Origin of the sequence: Propionicimonas sp., from assembly GCF_049840635.1 — a bacterium.
In the GTDB taxonomy this organism is placed as follows: domain Bacteria; phylum Actinomycetota; class Actinomycetes; order Propionibacteriales; family Propionibacteriaceae; genus Propionicimonas.
This window is the reverse complement of sequence record NZ_JASGKL010000005.1, coordinates 2374515-2388187: the sequence shown is the minus strand read 5'-3', so window position 1 is coordinate 2388187 and position 13673 is coordinate 2374515. Positions and strand designations below refer to the sequence as shown.

General features: G+C 73.3%; 16 protein-coding genes. 8 read left to right on the top strand and 8 right to left on the bottom strand.

The genetic code is table 11. The annotated features are described in order from the left end of the window. Positions 1-140 precede the first annotated feature (140 nt). On the bottom strand, positions 141-344 hold the full coding sequence (locus QM779_RS16625) for a helix-turn-helix domain-containing protein (RefSeq protein ID WP_415154241.1): 204 nt from the start codon (positions 342-344) through the stop codon (positions 141-143). Between the two features lie 230 nt (positions 345-574). Between QM779_RS16625 and QM779_RS16620 the strand changes: the two genes are divergently transcribed. Genes QM779_RS16620 through QM779_RS16605 form a run of 4 tightly spaced genes read left to right on the top strand, consistent with a single transcriptional unit; the run spans position 575 to position 3740 of the window. Continuing rightward, positions 575-1330 carry a LamB/YcsF family protein gene (locus tag QM779_RS16620; protein WP_428537544.1) on the top strand — a complete coding sequence of 252 codons (756 nt, stop codon included), beginning with the start codon at positions 575-577 and terminating at the stop codon, positions 1328-1330. A gap of 54 nt (positions 1331-1384) precedes the next feature. Continuing rightward, entirely contained in the window at positions 1385-2269 is an 885-nt protein-coding gene (locus tag QM779_RS16615; protein WP_428537541.1) for a DNA-3-methyladenine glycosylase family protein, read from the top strand. Continuing rightward, a complete protein-coding gene (locus tag QM779_RS16610; protein ID WP_428537538.1) occupies positions 2266-2889 on the top strand; it encodes a 5-oxoprolinase subunit B family protein in 624 nt (207 codons plus the stop codon). The genes QM779_RS16615 and QM779_RS16610 overlap by 4 nt, the downstream gene beginning before the upstream one ends. Continuing rightward, positions 2886-3740: a biotin-dependent carboxyltransferase family protein gene (locus QM779_RS16605; RefSeq protein WP_428537535.1), complete on the top strand. Its 855-nt coding sequence runs from the start codon at positions 2886-2888 to the stop codon at positions 3738-3740. Before QM779_RS16610 ends, QM779_RS16605 begins: the two co-directional genes overlap by 4 nt. Before the next feature lie 91 nt (positions 3741-3831). Here the strand turns inward: QM779_RS16605 and QM779_RS16600 are convergent, their stop codons facing one another. The 6 genes from QM779_RS16600 to QM779_RS16575 all read right to left on the bottom strand — a co-directional run bounded on the left by QM779_RS16600 (position 3832) and on the right by QM779_RS16575 (position 9114). After that, positions 3832-4758, bottom strand: a complete 927-nt coding sequence (locus QM779_RS16600) for a PfkB family carbohydrate kinase (RefSeq protein WP_428537532.1) — start codon at positions 4756-4758, stop codon at positions 3832-3834. Further along, a complete protein-coding gene (locus tag QM779_RS16595; RefSeq protein WP_428537529.1) occupies positions 4755-5474 on the bottom strand; it encodes a VOC family protein in 720 nt (239 codons plus the stop codon). Before QM779_RS16595 ends, QM779_RS16600 begins: the two co-directional genes overlap by 4 nt. 40 nt (positions 5475-5514) lie before the next feature. After that, entirely contained in the window at positions 5515-6312 is a 798-nt protein-coding gene (proC, locus tag QM779_RS16590) for a pyrroline-5-carboxylate reductase (protein ID WP_428537526.1), read from the bottom strand. Then, positions 6309-7340: an aspartate-semialdehyde dehydrogenase gene (locus QM779_RS16585; RefSeq protein WP_428537523.1), complete on the bottom strand. Its 1032-nt coding sequence runs from the start codon at positions 7338-7340 to the stop codon at positions 6309-6311. Before QM779_RS16585 ends, proC begins: the two co-directional genes overlap by 4 nt. A gap of 161 nt (positions 7341-7501) precedes the next feature. Continuing rightward, positions 7502-8299: a CPBP family intramembrane glutamic endopeptidase gene (locus QM779_RS16580; RefSeq protein ID WP_428537520.1), complete on the bottom strand. Its 798-nt coding sequence runs from the start codon at positions 8297-8299 to the stop codon at positions 7502-7504. After that, positions 8299-9114, bottom strand: a complete 816-nt coding sequence (locus tag QM779_RS16575; protein WP_428537517.1) for a sugar phosphate isomerase/epimerase family protein — start codon at positions 9112-9114, stop codon at positions 8299-8301. Before QM779_RS16575 ends, QM779_RS16580 begins: the two co-directional genes overlap by 1 nt. A 100-nt stretch (positions 9115-9214) precedes the next feature. Between QM779_RS16575 and QM779_RS16570 the strand changes: the two genes are divergently transcribed. From QM779_RS16570 to radA, 3 genes are all read left to right on the top strand, one after another. After that, a complete protein-coding gene (locus tag QM779_RS16570; protein WP_428537514.1) occupies positions 9215-9850 on the top strand; it encodes a VOC family protein in 636 nt (211 codons plus the stop codon). A gap of 67 nt (positions 9851-9917) precedes the next feature. Further along, positions 9918-10550 (top strand): DUF998 domain-containing protein, encoded by a 633-nt coding sequence (locus QM779_RS16565; RefSeq protein ID WP_428537507.1) that lies wholly within the window; start codon positions 9918-9920, stop codon positions 10548-10550. A 42-nt stretch (positions 10551-10592) separates the two neighbouring features. Further along, on the top strand, positions 10593-12029 hold the full coding sequence (radA, locus tag QM779_RS16560; RefSeq protein WP_428537504.1) for a DNA repair protein RadA: 1437 nt from the start codon (positions 10593-10595) through the stop codon (positions 12027-12029). Positions 12030-12038: 9 nt separating this feature from the next. Here radA and QM779_RS16555 read toward each other — a convergent pair whose 3' ends face one another. Beyond that, entirely contained in the window at positions 12039-12674 is a 636-nt protein-coding gene (locus QM779_RS16555) for a hypothetical protein (protein ID WP_428537501.1), read from the bottom strand. Positions 12675-12797: 123 nt separating this feature from the next. Between QM779_RS16555 and QM779_RS16550 the strand changes: the two genes are divergently transcribed. Continuing rightward, on the top strand, positions 12798-13661 hold the full coding sequence (locus tag QM779_RS16550; protein WP_428537498.1) for a DUF4190 domain-containing protein: 864 nt from the start codon (positions 12798-12800) through the stop codon (positions 13659-13661). Positions 13662-13673: the final 12 nt, after the last annotated feature.

The following is a 13673-nucleotide window of genomic DNA, read 5'->3' as shown; positions in this document are numbered from 1 at the left end:
TCAGACCTCTCGACGACCGTCCCCACCGGACGGCAGGCACGTAGTTCGGGCTGGTGCCAGCCCGGAAGGACACGGCTGGTCAGCCCAGCCGAAGCACGCCGATCCTACCGGCCCCGCCCGCGCTGGGCGAAATCAGCCGGTCAGCCCGCGTGGTAGAAGGACTCCCGCAGGTAGGCGTTCACCGCGTGCTCGGGCACCCGGAAGTTGCGTCCGAACCGGACGGCCTCCAGGTCGCCGGAGTGGATCAGCCGGTAGACCGACATCCGCGACACCCGCAGCGCTGCTGCGACCTCGGCAACCTTCAGAAACCGGACCGTTCCCAACGGTGTGACCGGGTCGCTCATGCTGTTGTTCCTGCCCGCCCTGAGGGCTGCCCCTGCGGCAGCCGCTTCTGGCTACCTTAGTGCCCGGAAGCGTCTCGCGGGACCACCGGGACGAAGTTGTCAACGCGACTCGCCGGATGACCCCTCACTCACCGAATCGGCGACGGCGATCTCGACCGGAGGTCGAGCGGTGGGTGCCCGATCGGCCCAGGGGGCTCGACCCGCGCCCGCCGATCGGCCAGCCTTGGTCCGTGCGCATCGACCTGAATGCCGACCTCGGCGAGTCCTACGGGGCGTGGTCGATGGGGGACGACGCCGCGCTGCTGGAGGTGGTCACCAGCGCCAACATCGCCTGCGGTTTCCACGCCGGCGATCCGCTCACGATGGCCCGTACCGTCGCCCTCGCCGCCGAGCGAGGGGTCGTGGTCGGGGCGCACGTCGGCTACCGCGACCGGGACGGGTTCGGACGCCGCTTCATCGACGTCGACCCCGAGGAACTGCGCGCCGAGACCGTCTACCAGCTGGGTGCCCTGGCCGGCGCGTGCCGGGCCGCCGGTACCACGTTGAACTACGTCAAGCCGCACGGCGCGCTGTACCACGCGATCGCCACCCACGCCGGACAGGCCCAGGCCGTGGTGTCCGCGATCATCTCGTTCGATCCATCGCTCGCACTGCTCGGCCTCCCCGACACCATCGCGACCCGGCTCGCCAGGGAGGCCGGCCTGCGCACGGTCGCGGAGGCCTTCGCCGACCGCGCCTACGCCGCCGACGGCGGCCTGGTGCCGCGCGGTGTGCCGGGGGCGGTGCTGCACGACCCTGCCCAGGTCGCGTCCCGGATCGTCGGGCTGGTTACCACGGGGACGATCGAGGCGGTGGACGGGACCCGCGTCGCGGTGGCGGCCGACTCGGTCTGCGTGCACGGTGACTCCCCCGGCGCCGTCGACATGGCCCGCGCTGTCCGGGCCGCCCTCGAGCAGGCGGGAGTGGAGCTGCGCCCGTTCGCGTGAGACGGGACGGGGCCGGGCTTGCCGCCCGCTCCGGCGCGGTCGACGATGGGTGCCGTGACCGAGGTCGAGATCCAGCTCCCCACCCGCGGACCGTTCTCCCTGCGCGAGCTCGCGCTGTTCGGCTTCGGCCACAGGGCCGAGTCCGACTTCGACGGCGTGATGCGGCTCGCCTTCTGCCTCGACGACGACTTCGCCACGCCGGTCGCGGCCGCGGTCACGCAGTCCGGCGAGGAACTCAGCGTGCGGTTCCAGGGCGTCGACGACGATGCCGGAGTGGAAGCCGCCGCCGCACAGGTGGCGCGCGTCCTCTCCGTCGACCACGACGGCCTCGCGTTCCTCGAGGTCGGGCGCCGCGACCCCGTGATCGGACGGCTCCAGGCGGTCGCGCCCGGCCTGCGTCCCCCGCTGTTCTACTCCCCCTACGAGGCTGCGGTCTGGTCCGTGCTCAGCTTCCGGCGTCCACGCGCCCAGGGGATCCGGCTGCGTGAGGCACTCAACGCCGCGCACGGCACCACCTTCGACGTCGCGGGGCGGGCCACCAGCGCGCTCCCCACCCCGACCGCCCTCCTGGAAGTGGACCGTCTCCCCGGGCTGCCCGCCGACCGCATCCCACGCCTGCACGCGGTCGCGCAAGCCGCGCTCGAGGGCCGGCTCTCCGTCCCGCACCTCACCGCCCTCACGCCGGAGGAGGCGATGGCGGAGGTGCAGGAGCTGCCGGGGATCGGGCCGTTCTACAGCGCCCTGATCGTGATCAGGGCGTGCGGACTCGCCGACGTGCTGGCGCTGGGCGAGCCCCGCGCCCGCGAGCTCGTCGGGGAGCTGTACGGGATCGCCGGGCCGCTGGACGACCGACGCTACGCCGAGCTCGCCGAGCAGTGGCGTCCGTTCCGGACGTGGGCGACGGTGCTGATCCGCGCGGCCGCCGGGCGCCTCCCGTGACGGCGACGCCTGAGGCGCCGCGGTTCCTTCCCTGCGGCGAGCGGGCGTTCCTGATCGAGTACCACGACCCCGGCGCGGTGCGGGCGGCGCTGGAGGCCGCCGACCTCCGTGCCGAGCTGGTGCCGGCGGCCCGGACCGTGCTGGTCCGGGTCGCTCACCCCGGGGCACTCGACGGCGTGCGCGGACAGGCGGAGCGGCTCCTCGCCGGACCGCCGGCACCCGTGCCCGCGGAGGCCTCGCGGACGGTGGTCGTCCCCGTCCGCTACACCGGCGAGGACCTCGCGAACGTCGCCGAACTCACCGGCCTGACCACGGCGGAGGTCGTCGCGGCCCACACCGCCCGCCCGTGGCGGGTGGCGTTCGGTGGCTTCGCGCCCGGGTTCGCCTACCTCGACGGCGGCGACCCCCGGCTGGCCGTCCCGCGGAGGGCATCGCCGCGCACGGAGGTGCCGGCCGGGTCGGTCGGACTCGCCGGGGAGTACTCCGGCGTCTACCCGCGGGCCTCCCCGGGCGGCTGGCAGCTGATCGGCCGCACCGAGGTGGTGCTGTGGGATGCGGCGCGCACGCCGCCGGCGCTGCTGCGTCCGGGTTGCTGGGTGCGGTTCGAGGAGGTCCGGTGAGCCTGGTGGTCGTGCGTCCCGGGCCGCTGTCGCTGGTCGAGGACCTCGGGCGGCCGGGCTACGCCGCGGTCGGCGTCAGCGCATCGGGCGCCTTCGACAGGGCTGCCCACCGGACGGCTGCCGGTCTGGTCGGCAACGACCCTCGGCTGGCCGGGGTCGAGGTCACGCTCGGCGGACTGGCTGTGCGCACCACCGCCGAGGTGATGGTCGCCCTCGCCGGCGCGGAGTGCCCGGCCTCCACCCCCGACGGCAGCGCCCCCTGGGACGCGGCGTTCGTGCTCCCCGCCGGCGCCGAACTGCGGCTCGGGCTGCCGGTGGCCGGCCTGCGCAGCTACCTGGCCGTGGCGGGCGGGCTGGTCGTGCCCGCCACGCTCGGTTCGGCGTCCGCCGACCTGCTGTCCGGACTGGGTCCGGCCCGGCTGGCAGCGGGCGACGTCCTGGCCGTGGGCCGCGCCGACTACTCCCGCTGGGAACCCGCTCCGGTACCCACCGACCACCGCAGCATCACCCTCGACCTGCTGCCGGGGCCGCGTACCGACTGGCTGTTCGACCCTCGGCTCGTCGCGGGCGAGTGGACGGTGTCTCCGGACAGCAACCGGATCGGCGTCCGCCTCATCGGGCCGGCACTGCTCCGCGTACCGCAACGCGAGGGGTCCGAGCTCCCCAGCGAGCCGCTGGTCCGTGGTGCCGTCCAGCTGCCGCCGTCGGGCCAGCCCGTCCTGTTCGGCCCCGACCACCCCACGACCGGTGGCTACCCCGTGGTCGCCGTCCTCACCGAGGAGAGTTCGGACCGCCTCGCCCAGTGCCGTCCGGGAGCGGCCGTCACCCTGCGCTGGGTGCCCGAAGCCTGACCCCACCGGGCACCCGTGAGAGGAATCGCACTGTCTGTGCCCGTTCCGTCGGCGTATCGAGCCGATCCGGCCATCTACGGGGCAATTCCGCTCAGCCCTGCGCGAGCGAACTCCGCCAGGCGAACGGGCCGAGGTGGCGAACGCGCTCGGTCGCCACGCCCACAGCGGCCTCGAGGGCTTCGAGCCGGGGCAGCCCGGACGCCAGCCCGTAGCAGTACGCGCCGTGCAGGACATCCCCTGCGCCGACGGTGTCGACGACCTCCACTGATTTGGGCGTGATCGCTCCGTGCGAGGAGGGCGTCCACCAGGCGAGCGGATCGCCGCCGTGGCTCACCGCCACCAGTTCGGGGCCGAGCGCGAGCAACTCCGCGGGGCCGAGGCCCCCTGGGTGGACGTAGTCGGCCGAGCAGATGACGTCCGTGGCGAACGGAAGGATGTCGTCGAACACCGGCTTGTGGGAGCCCGCGTCCACGACGACGGGAATCGCCCCACCCACAGCGGACGCGCGAGCGCCACCGGCCACCCCACCCACCCTGTCATCCCGGGCCTGACCCGGGATCCCGCCCTCCACCGCCGCCAGCACCGCCGAGCGGGCCAGCGGCGCGTGGTGGCCGTCCACGAGCACCACGTCGACGCCGGCCAGATCCGGCCCGGCGATCTTCCCGAAGGCGGGGGCGTTCCCGGACCCGCTGACGACGGCCCGCTCCCCCGTCGACGCGTCCAGCAGCACGGTCGAGACCGCCAGTTCGAACCCCGGCGGGGCCACATCCACGACCTCCACCCCCGCACCGGCCAGGTCGGACGCGGCCAGCCGGGCCGCCGGCGAAGGCCCGAGCGCCGTCCACAGCCGGGCCCGTCCCCCCAGCGCCGCGAAGGTGATCGCTGCGACCGCCGCCGGGCCACCGGCGGCGAGCCATGACGACCGCGCGATGGTCTTCTCGTTCGGGGCGGGCAGCCGGTCGACCTGCTGGACCACGTCCAGCGTGGCCAGTCCGACGAACAGCCCGGTCGGGATCACGCGAGGGCCGCAGCCTCGAGCGCGACCACGCACAGCACCATCCCGCCGGGAGACTCCAGGATCGCCTTGCTGGTCCGGACCGCGCGACGCCGCGCACCCAGATCGACCAGCCGGTCGACCTCCGCAGCCAGGTCGTCGGTGATCACGTGCAGGTGCGTGCTGACCTCCGAGGCGAACTCGGCCGGTTGCAGCCGCACGTCGAGAGGCAGCTCACCAGCCGGGCGCAGCGCGGTCTCCGGCTCCGACAGCTCCCTCCAGTCGCCCCCGAGCACCTGCCGGGCGAAGGCCACCTCAGCGGCGTAGCGCTTGCGGGGCACGTCCAGGCAGAACCGGCTCACCCGACTGCGGTGGCCGGACTCCCACCGCGCCACCGGGGGAACGACGGACGCGGGCTGCGAGACCAGGCAGAAGGTGAAGCCGGCCGGGGAGCGCAGCACGACGTAGCTGTGCCGCGTCTCGTCGACCAGCACCGCCCCGGCACGCTCGGCAGCCTCCGCCGCCGCCCACGGGTCGGGGACGTGGACGTCAAGGTGCAGCCGGGTGAGGCCGGCACCCAGCCGCTGCACCTTCAGGTAGTCGTCGCCGCCGGTCGGCACGAGCGTGGCGAACTCCGAGGCCGCGCCGCGGAACGGGGAGAGCCCGTAGCCGGTCGCGGCACGCCAGAAGGCCGTCCCCGCGCCGAACTCGTCGGGGGCGAAATCGAGGAACGCGGTCAACCAGAAAGGCCTGGCCCCGTCCCGGGGCGGGCCAGCCATGTCAGGAGCTGGCCAGCGCCCGGCTGCGGTCGCGGGCCGCCTCCATGGCCGTCATGAACGCCGCCTTCACGCGGTGGTCCTCCAGTTCGCGCAGCGCCGCGGCCGTCGTGCCGCCGGGCGAGGTGACCCGCTCGCGCAGCACGGTCGGGTGCTCCCCCGAGTCGGACAGCAGCTTCGCCGACCCGTACATCGTCTGCACGACGAGGGTGGTCGAGATGTCCCTGGGCAGGCCGAGCATCACGCCGGCGTCGACCATCGCCTCCACGACGAAGAACAGGTACGCCGGGCCGGAACCGGAGATCGCCGTGACCGCGTCCTGGTACTTCTCCGGGACGGTCACCGCCTTGCCCACGGCCGTCATAAGCCCAGTGACGTGCTCGAGATGGGCCGCCGTCGCGGCCGCACCCGCGGAGATGGCGGCCATCCCCTCGTCGACCTGCGCCGGGGTGTTCGGCATCACCCGCACCACCGGGGTGCCCTCGGGCATCGACTCCTCGATCCGGGACGTGCTCAGGCCCGCGCACAGTGACACCACCAGGGTGCCGGGACGGATCGCGCTGCCCACGACCGGCAGCACCTCGCCCGCGTCCTGCGGCTTGACCACCACCACGACCGTGTCGGCCCCGGCCGCGGCCTCCGCCGTCCCGGCGACCCCGATGCCGTGACGGGCCTCCATCTCGGCCAGACGGGGGGCGTGCCGGTCGGCCGCGGTGATGTCCCCGGGAGCCCAGCCGGCGCGCAGCAGCCCGGCGATGAGGGTCTCCCCCATCACGCCGGCGCCGATCACGGCGAGTTTCATCGCCCGGCCACCACCACTTCGGCGATCTGGACGGCGTTGAGCGCCGCGCCCTTGCGCAGGTTGTCGTTGGAGACGAACAGGACCAGCCCGCGTCCGCCCGGCACCGACTGGTCGGAGCGGATCCGGCCGACGTAGCTCGGGTCGGTGCCCGCGGCCTCCCGCGGGGTGGGGACGTCAACGAGCTGGACGCCGGGGGCCGTGGCCAGCAGGCCGGTGGCCCTGGTCACGCTGATCTCCTCCGCGAACTCGGCGTGGATGCTGAGCGAGTGCCCGGTGAAGACGGGGACGCGGACGCAGGTGCCGGCGACCAGCAGGTCGGGGATGTGCAGGATCTTGCGCGACTCGTGGCGCAGCTTCTGCTCCTCGTCGGTCTCGAGCAGGCCGTCGTCGACGATCGAGCCGGCCAGCGGCACGACGTTGAACGCGATCGGCTTCACGTACGGCGCCGGGTCACCGGCGGGCACGGCCGTGCCGTCGAGGGCGAGCTGGGCCGCGTCGTGCGCGACCGCGTCCGCGGCCTGGCCTGCGAGGGCCAGGACGCCCTTGGCCCCCGACCCGGACACGGCCTGGTACGTGGCCACCACGAGGCGCTGCAGGTGGGCGGCGTCGTGCAGCGGCTTCAGCACCGGCATCGCGGCCATCGTCGTGCAGTTCGGGTTGGCGATGATGCCCTTGGGCGGGCTGACCGCGTCCTCGGGGTTCACCTCGGAGACGACCAGCGGCACCTCGGGGTCCTTGCGCCACGCCGAGGAGTTGTCGATGACGATCGCCCCCGCCGCAGCCACCTTCGGCGCGAACTCGCGCGACATCGTCGCGCCCGCAGAGAACAGGGCGAGGTCGAGGCCGGCGAAGTCGGCGGTCGCGGTGTCCTCCACGATCACCTCGCCACCGCCCCAGGCCAGCGCCTGCCCGGCCGACCGGGCCGAGGAGAAGAACCGGATGTCATCCACGGGGAACTGACGCTCGGCGAGCAGCGTCCTCATCACGCCACCGACCTGACCCGTCGCTCCGAACACACCAACACGCATGGCCCGCAGCCTACCGAAGCCCGCCCGTGCCGGGCCGGACGCGTCCCACCGTTGCCCCCGGCCGACCCCTCGAGACGCCCCGACAGCCGGACGGTTCCGCGCCGTTTGCTCCCGAAGGATGGGACGGGTGGGACGGGCCGGCGGCCCGGCTCAGTCCAGCGTCAGGAGCCCTGCAACCAGGGGAGGTACGGCGCGGCCAGCGAGTACCCGACGAACGCGACGAAGTCGATCAGGAAGTGGGTGACCACCAGCGGCCCGATCCGTTTCACCTTCAGGTAGACGAGCCCGAACACCAGACCCATCACGATGTTGCCGAGGAAGCCGCCGAAGCCCTGGTACAGGTGGTAGCTGCCCCGCACCAGCGCGGACGACACCACCACGACCCACACCGGCCAGGCGAGTTGCCGGGCCCTGGTGAACCAGAAGCCGATCATCACGACCTCTTCGAGGATGGCGTTCATCGCCGCGAGCCCGACCAGCACGGGCACCGTCCACCAGTTTTCGGAGAGGTTGGCCGGCGAGACGGTCGTGTTGAAGCCCAGCGCCCGCGCGGCAAGGTAGAACGCCAGTCCGGGGATGCCGATGCCCGCGGCGAGCGCGAACCCCCAGCCGATGTCGAACTGCGGCCTGCGCAGGTCGAAGCCGATCGTCCTGCGGTCTCCCGTGCGCTGCAGGAAGTACAGCGCCAGCATCGCCGGGACGAGCGGGAAGACGATCCCTGCGACCTGGTAGGCGAGGTCGAGCCAGGGTCGGTCGGGCGTCACCGAGTTGTTGATCGTCGTGGTCTGCTGGTTCAGCGGGACGTTGCGGGTGAGCTTCTCGGCGATCGAGAGCACCGAGTAGATCGCCGACTGGCCCAGGGACACCCCGAGGACGAGCAGGAGCTCGATGCCGGGGCGCGCGCGGGACGCGTCCGGAAGTACGGCCTGCGGCACAGGAGCAGGGGACGGGTCCGCCATCAGCCGTGCGGCTCCGCCGGCACCGCCAGGTGCGCGCGGGTGAACGCGAGGCTCGCGGCGAGGGCCTCCGCGCGCTGGGCGCGGGACAGCCCGCGCGTCTTCACCTCGACGCTGACGTGGCCGGTGTAGCCGGTCGCGACGAGTTCCGCGAGCACGCCGGCCGCGTCCTGGTCGCCCTCGCCCGGCAGCAGGTGCTCGTCCGCGAGGCCGTCCGTCCCGTCGGTGAGGTGGACGTGGCGCAGTCGCTCGCCCCAGTCCCTGACCAGCTGCAGCGAGGAGAGCCGGGACGTCGCGGCGTGCGACAGGTCGAGCGTGAGGTGGTCGACGTCCAGCGCCGCGCAGTCCCAACTCGGGGAGTAGGCGCGCACCTCGCCCCCACCGGGCCCGCGCCAGGGGAACATGTTCTCCACGGCGAAGGTGAGGCCCGTCGTCTCCTCGAGCCGGCGAATTCCCTCGGTGAAGCCGGACGCGTAGCTGCGCTGCCAGCGGAACGGCGGGTGCACCACGACGACGTCGGCGCCCAGCTGGTGGGCCGCCATCGCCGCACGGTCGAGCTTCTCCCACGGGTCCGGGCCCCAGACGCGCTGGGTGAGCAGCAGGGTGGGGGCGTGGATCGCGAGCACCGGCACCTCGTGGTACTCGCTGAGCCGTGCCACCGAGTCGACGTCGGCGGACGCGGGGTCGACGCCCACCATGATCTCGATGCCGTCGTAGCCGAGCTCGCGCGTGAGGGCGAACCCGGCGGCCGTCGACTCCGGATAGACCGACGATGTCGAGAGCACCACCCGGGGGGCGACAGCTGGTTGTGGCGGCACGGGACCATGGTAGGCGACACCTTCCGGGGCCCGGCAGTGCGCATTCGTCCGGATGCGGCCCGATTCGCGTCCGTAACACCAGATCGCCACAATGGGGGTCATGCATGTCGATCATCTGACCTTCGCGGTCGGGTCGGCCGGGCTCAAGTCGGAGTCCGACCGGCTCGGAACGCTCCTCGGTGAGCGCTTCCGCGACGGCGGGTTCCACCCCAGGTTCGGCACCCGCAACCACATCCTTCCGCTGGCCGACGAGCGCTACCTGGAGGTCGTCGAGGTGCTCGAGCACCCGGCGGCCGAGAAGGCGCCGTTCGGGCAGGCCGTCCGGGCCCGCTCGGAGATGGGCGGTGGCTGGCTGGGTTGGGTCGTCTCTGTGGACGACCTCGCCCCGTACGAGACGCGGCTCGAGCGCGAGGCCGTCCGCGGCTCCCGACACTTCCCCGACGGACGACTGCTCGAATGGGAGCAGATCGGCGTCAAGGGCCTGATCAGCGATCCGCAATTGCCGTACTTCATCAAGTGGGAATCCGACCCGACGGTGCTGCCCAGCGCGCTGCACGGCGACATCCACCTGGACCGCATCGAGATCGCCGGCACCCGCTCCCGCGTGGAGGACTGGCTCGGCGTCGACCTCGGTGAGGTGTTCGACGGCGTGAAGCTCAAGTTCAGCTCGGAGTACGGGCAGCCCGGCCTGCTCTCGGCGACCTTCTCGACCCCGCGGGGCAAGGTCAAGATCTGATCGGACGCCGTCCGGGGCCACCCGGACGCGCGCGCTCCGCCACGACGACGGTGTCGGGGAGGCAGGGATGTCCACGACGAGGCCAGGCCTGGTCGCCGGCGTGGCCGGACCGTCCCTGTTCGTCGTCGTCCTCCTTCTCGAGGGCTGGCTGAGGCCCGGCTACTCCCCGCTCGCCGAATACGTCAGTGCGCTGTCGCTCGGCCCGCGCGGGTGGATCCAGGTCGTCAGCTTCGTCGTCACCGGCGCGTGCCTGCTCTGGTTCGCGGCCGCCCTCGCCCGGGAGTTCCCGACCGGAGCGGCCTCCCGGGCCGGCCCCGTCCTGGTCGGGATCATCGGGGCGTGCCTGCTGCTGTCCGGGCCGTTCGTGATGGACCCGGCCGGCACCCCGACCGGTGCGATGACGACCCACGGCCTCGTGCACGGCATCCTCGGCGCCATCGTCTTCCTGCTCATGCCGGTCGTCCCGTTCGTCCTCCTGCGCCGGCTCGGACGCGAGCCCACGCTGCACGGGCTGTGGTGGCCCACCCTCGTCCTCGGCGTGTTCATCGCCGTGGCGGACGTCGTCTTCACCGTCGCGACCAAGGTTCCCACGCTGGCCGCGGCCACAGCGCCGTGGGCCGGCCTGCTGCAACGCCTCGTCCTGGTGCCGTTCATGGCCTGGGTGTTGCTGCTGGCGACCGGCCTGCTCCGCCGCGCGTGACCCGCAGGGGGACGTGTCGGAGGCGCCGCGTACGTTGTCGCCATGGCCAGGAACACCGCTGATCCCTACCGCTGCTCCGATTGCGGGTGGACGACACCGCGCTGGGTCGGCCGGTGCGGCGAGTGCCAGGCGTGGGGCAGCGTCGGGCAGTCCGCGACGACGTCCGCGAGGGTGAGTTCCGCCGCGCCGACCGAGCCCGCACTGCCGATCAGCCGGGTGCCGCTCGACTCCGCACGGTCGATCCCGACCCGGATCGGCGAGCTCGACCGCGTCCTCGGCACCGGCATCACCCCCGGCGCGGTGGTCCTGCTGGCCGGTGAGCCGGGGGTGGGCAAGTCCACCCTCCTGCTCGAGGTGGCGAACCGCTGGGCACGCACCGGGCGTCGCACGCTCTACATCAGCGCGGAGGAGTCCGCCGCGCAGGTGCGGCTGCGCGCGGAGCGCACGTCCGCCGTGGTGGAGGGCCTGTACCTGGCCGCGGAGGAGGACCTCGGCACCGTGCTGGGCCACATCGAGCAGCTTGCCCCCGAACTCCTGGTCCTCGACTCGGTGCAGGCCGTGCAGGTGCCGGGGACGAACACGGCCGCCGGCGGGGTCGCGCAGGTGAAGGAGGTCACCGCCGCGCTCGTCAGGGTGGCCAAGCAGCGCGCGATGCCGGTGATGATCATCGGCCACGTCACCAAGGACGGGAACATCGCGGGCCCGCGCACCCTCGAACACCTGGTCGACGTCGTGTTGACCTTCGAGGGCGACCGTGGCAGCGGCTTCCGGATGCTGCGGGCGGCGAAGAACCGGTTCGGCCCTGCCGACGAGGTGGGCTGCTTCGAGATGGTGGAGTCCGGAATCCGCGAGGTCACCGATCCGAGCGGCCTGTTCACCTCCCGCCACGCCGAGCCGACCCCGGGCACCTGCCTGACGATCTCGCTGGCGGGGCGACGCCCGCTGCTGACCGAGGTGCAGGCGCTCGTCGCGCCAAGCCCCGCTCCGGTGCCGCGGCGGGTCACGCACGGCGTCGAGGGCAGCCGGGTCGCCATGGTGCTGGCCGTCCTCCAGCGGCGCGCCGGGCTCCGCCTGCACTCCCGCGAGGTCTATGTCTCCACGGTCGGCGGGGCCCGGATCAGCGATCCCGCCACCGACCTGGCGACCGCGATCGCCGTCGCCTCCGCAGCGGAGGACCGCGCCTTCGCGCGTCCGGTGGTGGCGCTCGGTGAGGTCGGGCTGTCCGGCGAGCTGCGACGCGTCCCCGGCATCGACCGGCGCCTGGCCGAGGCGGCCCGGCTCGGGTTCGAGATCGCCCTCGTTCCTGCCGGCAGCACAACCAAGGTGCGGGACCTGAGGGTGGTCGAGGTCGCGAGCGTCGCCGGCGCGCTCGACGTCCTCCAGCTGCGCAGGAAGAAGCGCCAGGACGAGGACGGACGGGCCCGGCCACGATTCACGGTCGTCGACGGCGGCTGGGAGGTCGACGAGCCGTCCGCCTGAGTTCGGCTCTCAGCCCGCCTTCGTCACCACGAACACCTGGCGCGCCTTGGCGTCCTCGGCGAAGGTGGCGTTCGCGACGTAGGTGCCCTCCCCGAGGACGGACGTCGACGTCTTGCAGCCAGTCGAGGACCGTGCCACCGGCCAGGCGATCGTGAACTCGTACGCCGCGCCGGCCTTCAGCTTCTCCGACGCCGTCGGCACCCACTTCTCGCAGTCGTCGGTGGTCCAGATCCGGTCGGACCCGCTCACCACGGTGAGGCTGAACGTGGACTGCTTCAGGGTCAGCACACAGGTCGCGTCGCCGCGGTTGGTGATGCTGACCTTGAAGGACTGCTTGCCGTCCTGCGCGACCTTCTGGTAGCCGGCCAGCGCGAGGTCGGTGTTGCTCGCGTCACAGGCGAGCGGGCCGGTCGGGGTCGGCGACGCCGAGGGGCTCGCCGAGTCCGTCGGCTCGGCGGACGGGGTCGTGGCGGTCGGTGTGACCGACGCGGACGCGGGCTGGGCGGTGACGACCGGTTCGGGCTGGGGGCGGAAGACGAAGGCGAGCGCTGCGACGACGAGGACGACCGCGAGTACCACGGCACCGCGCCGTGCCCAGTAGACGCCCGGCGGCTGGGAGCCGACCGGATGGAGCAGCGAATCCATGCCCTCAGGCTAGGTCGACGGGGGCGGAGCCCGGACGCACCACGCCGGGCGGGGGGCGGAGCGGTTGCCCACCGGGTAGCGTGGGGTGCCAGACCAGCACGAGCATTTCCCGGAGGCGCAGCCATGACCGACCCCCACGCCGGCCCGACGGTTCCGGGTGCGGCGGACCAGACGATTCCGCTCGTGCCGGAAGCGGGGTTCGCACCGGCCGCGCAGCGTCCGTTCGAGGAGACCCTGGTCGACCCGCTCGGCCTGTCCACCAGCCCGTGGTCCTCCGGGCCCGGGATCGGCGACGCCGACCCCACCGCACTGACCCAGCCGATCGGGCCGGCCCCGACCGTCCCCCTCGTCTCGTCGACCCCCACCGCGCCAGCGCCAGCGGCACCGGTACCGACCGCCCCGATCCCGCAGCCGGACCCGGCGGCGCCGCCGTACCCGTCGGCTCCGATTCCTCAGGCCCGCCCGTACGACCAGCAGGCCTCGACCCACCCCGCGTACGGCGCGGCGCCGACCACCGCCGGGTACCCGGCTCCCGCACCGGCACGACCGGCGCCCGCGCCCGCCCCCCAGCCCGCCGCGCAGCACTACGACCTCTACCCGGAGCCGACGGCGCCGGCGTACGCGCCGGCCTCGCCGTACCAGACCTGGGCGCCGGCCACCGCGCCGAACCAGCAGTGGCCCGCGATCTCCGACCCGGTGGCGTACGACTACGGCTACAGCCTCGCTCCGGCACGGTCCACCCACCCCAACGCCGCGACCTCGATGGTCCTCGGGATCCTGGGCGTCACCGTGTTCCTGCCGCTCGCCCCGGTCGCCTGGTACCTGGCGGCGAAGGGCCGCCGTGAGACCGGTGCCGATCCCTACCGCTGGCAGCCCAGCGGCATGCTCACCGCCGGTCTGGTCCTCGGCATCATCGGGACGGCGATGATCGGCCTGTTCGTGATGTTCATGCTGCTCATGATGATGGTGGCCTTCACGGGGTTCTGACCCGCAGACGCG

What these genes read in the sequence shown, in the direction of transcription:
- QM779_RS16570 (WP_428537514.1), top strand. Translation starts at nt 9,215, where the DNA reads ATGCATGTCGATCATCTGACCTTCGCGGTCGGGTCGGCCGGGCTCAAG.
- proC (WP_428537526.1), bottom strand. Translation starts at nt 6,312, where the DNA reads ATGAAACTCGCCGTGATCGGCGCCGGCGTGATGGGGGAGACCCTCATC.
- radA (WP_428537504.1), top strand. Translation starts at nt 10,593, where the DNA reads ATGGCCAGGAACACCGCTGATCCCTACCGCTGCTCCGATTGCGGGTGG.
- QM779_RS16550 (WP_428537498.1), top strand. Translation starts at nt 12,798, where the DNA reads ATGACCGACCCCCACGCCGGCCCGACGGTTCCGGGTGCGGCGGACCAG.
- QM779_RS16625 (WP_415154241.1), bottom strand. Translation starts at nt 344, where the DNA reads ATGAGCGACCCGGTCACACCGTTGGGAACGGTCCGGTTTCTGAAGGTT.
- QM779_RS16580 (WP_428537520.1), bottom strand. Translation starts at nt 8,299, where the DNA reads ATGGCGGACCCGTCCCCTGCTCCTGTGCCGCAGGCCGTACTTCCGGAC.
- QM779_RS16565 (WP_428537507.1), top strand. Translation starts at nt 9,918, where the DNA reads ATGTCCACGACGAGGCCAGGCCTGGTCGCCGGCGTGGCCGGACCGTCC.
- QM779_RS16555 (WP_428537501.1), bottom strand. Translation starts at nt 12,674, where the DNA reads ATGGATTCGCTGCTCCATCCGGTCGGCTCCCAGCCGCCGGGCGTCTAC.
- QM779_RS16585 (WP_428537523.1), bottom strand. Translation starts at nt 7,340, where the DNA reads ATGCGTGTTGGTGTGTTCGGAGCGACGGGTCAGGTCGGTGGCGTGATG.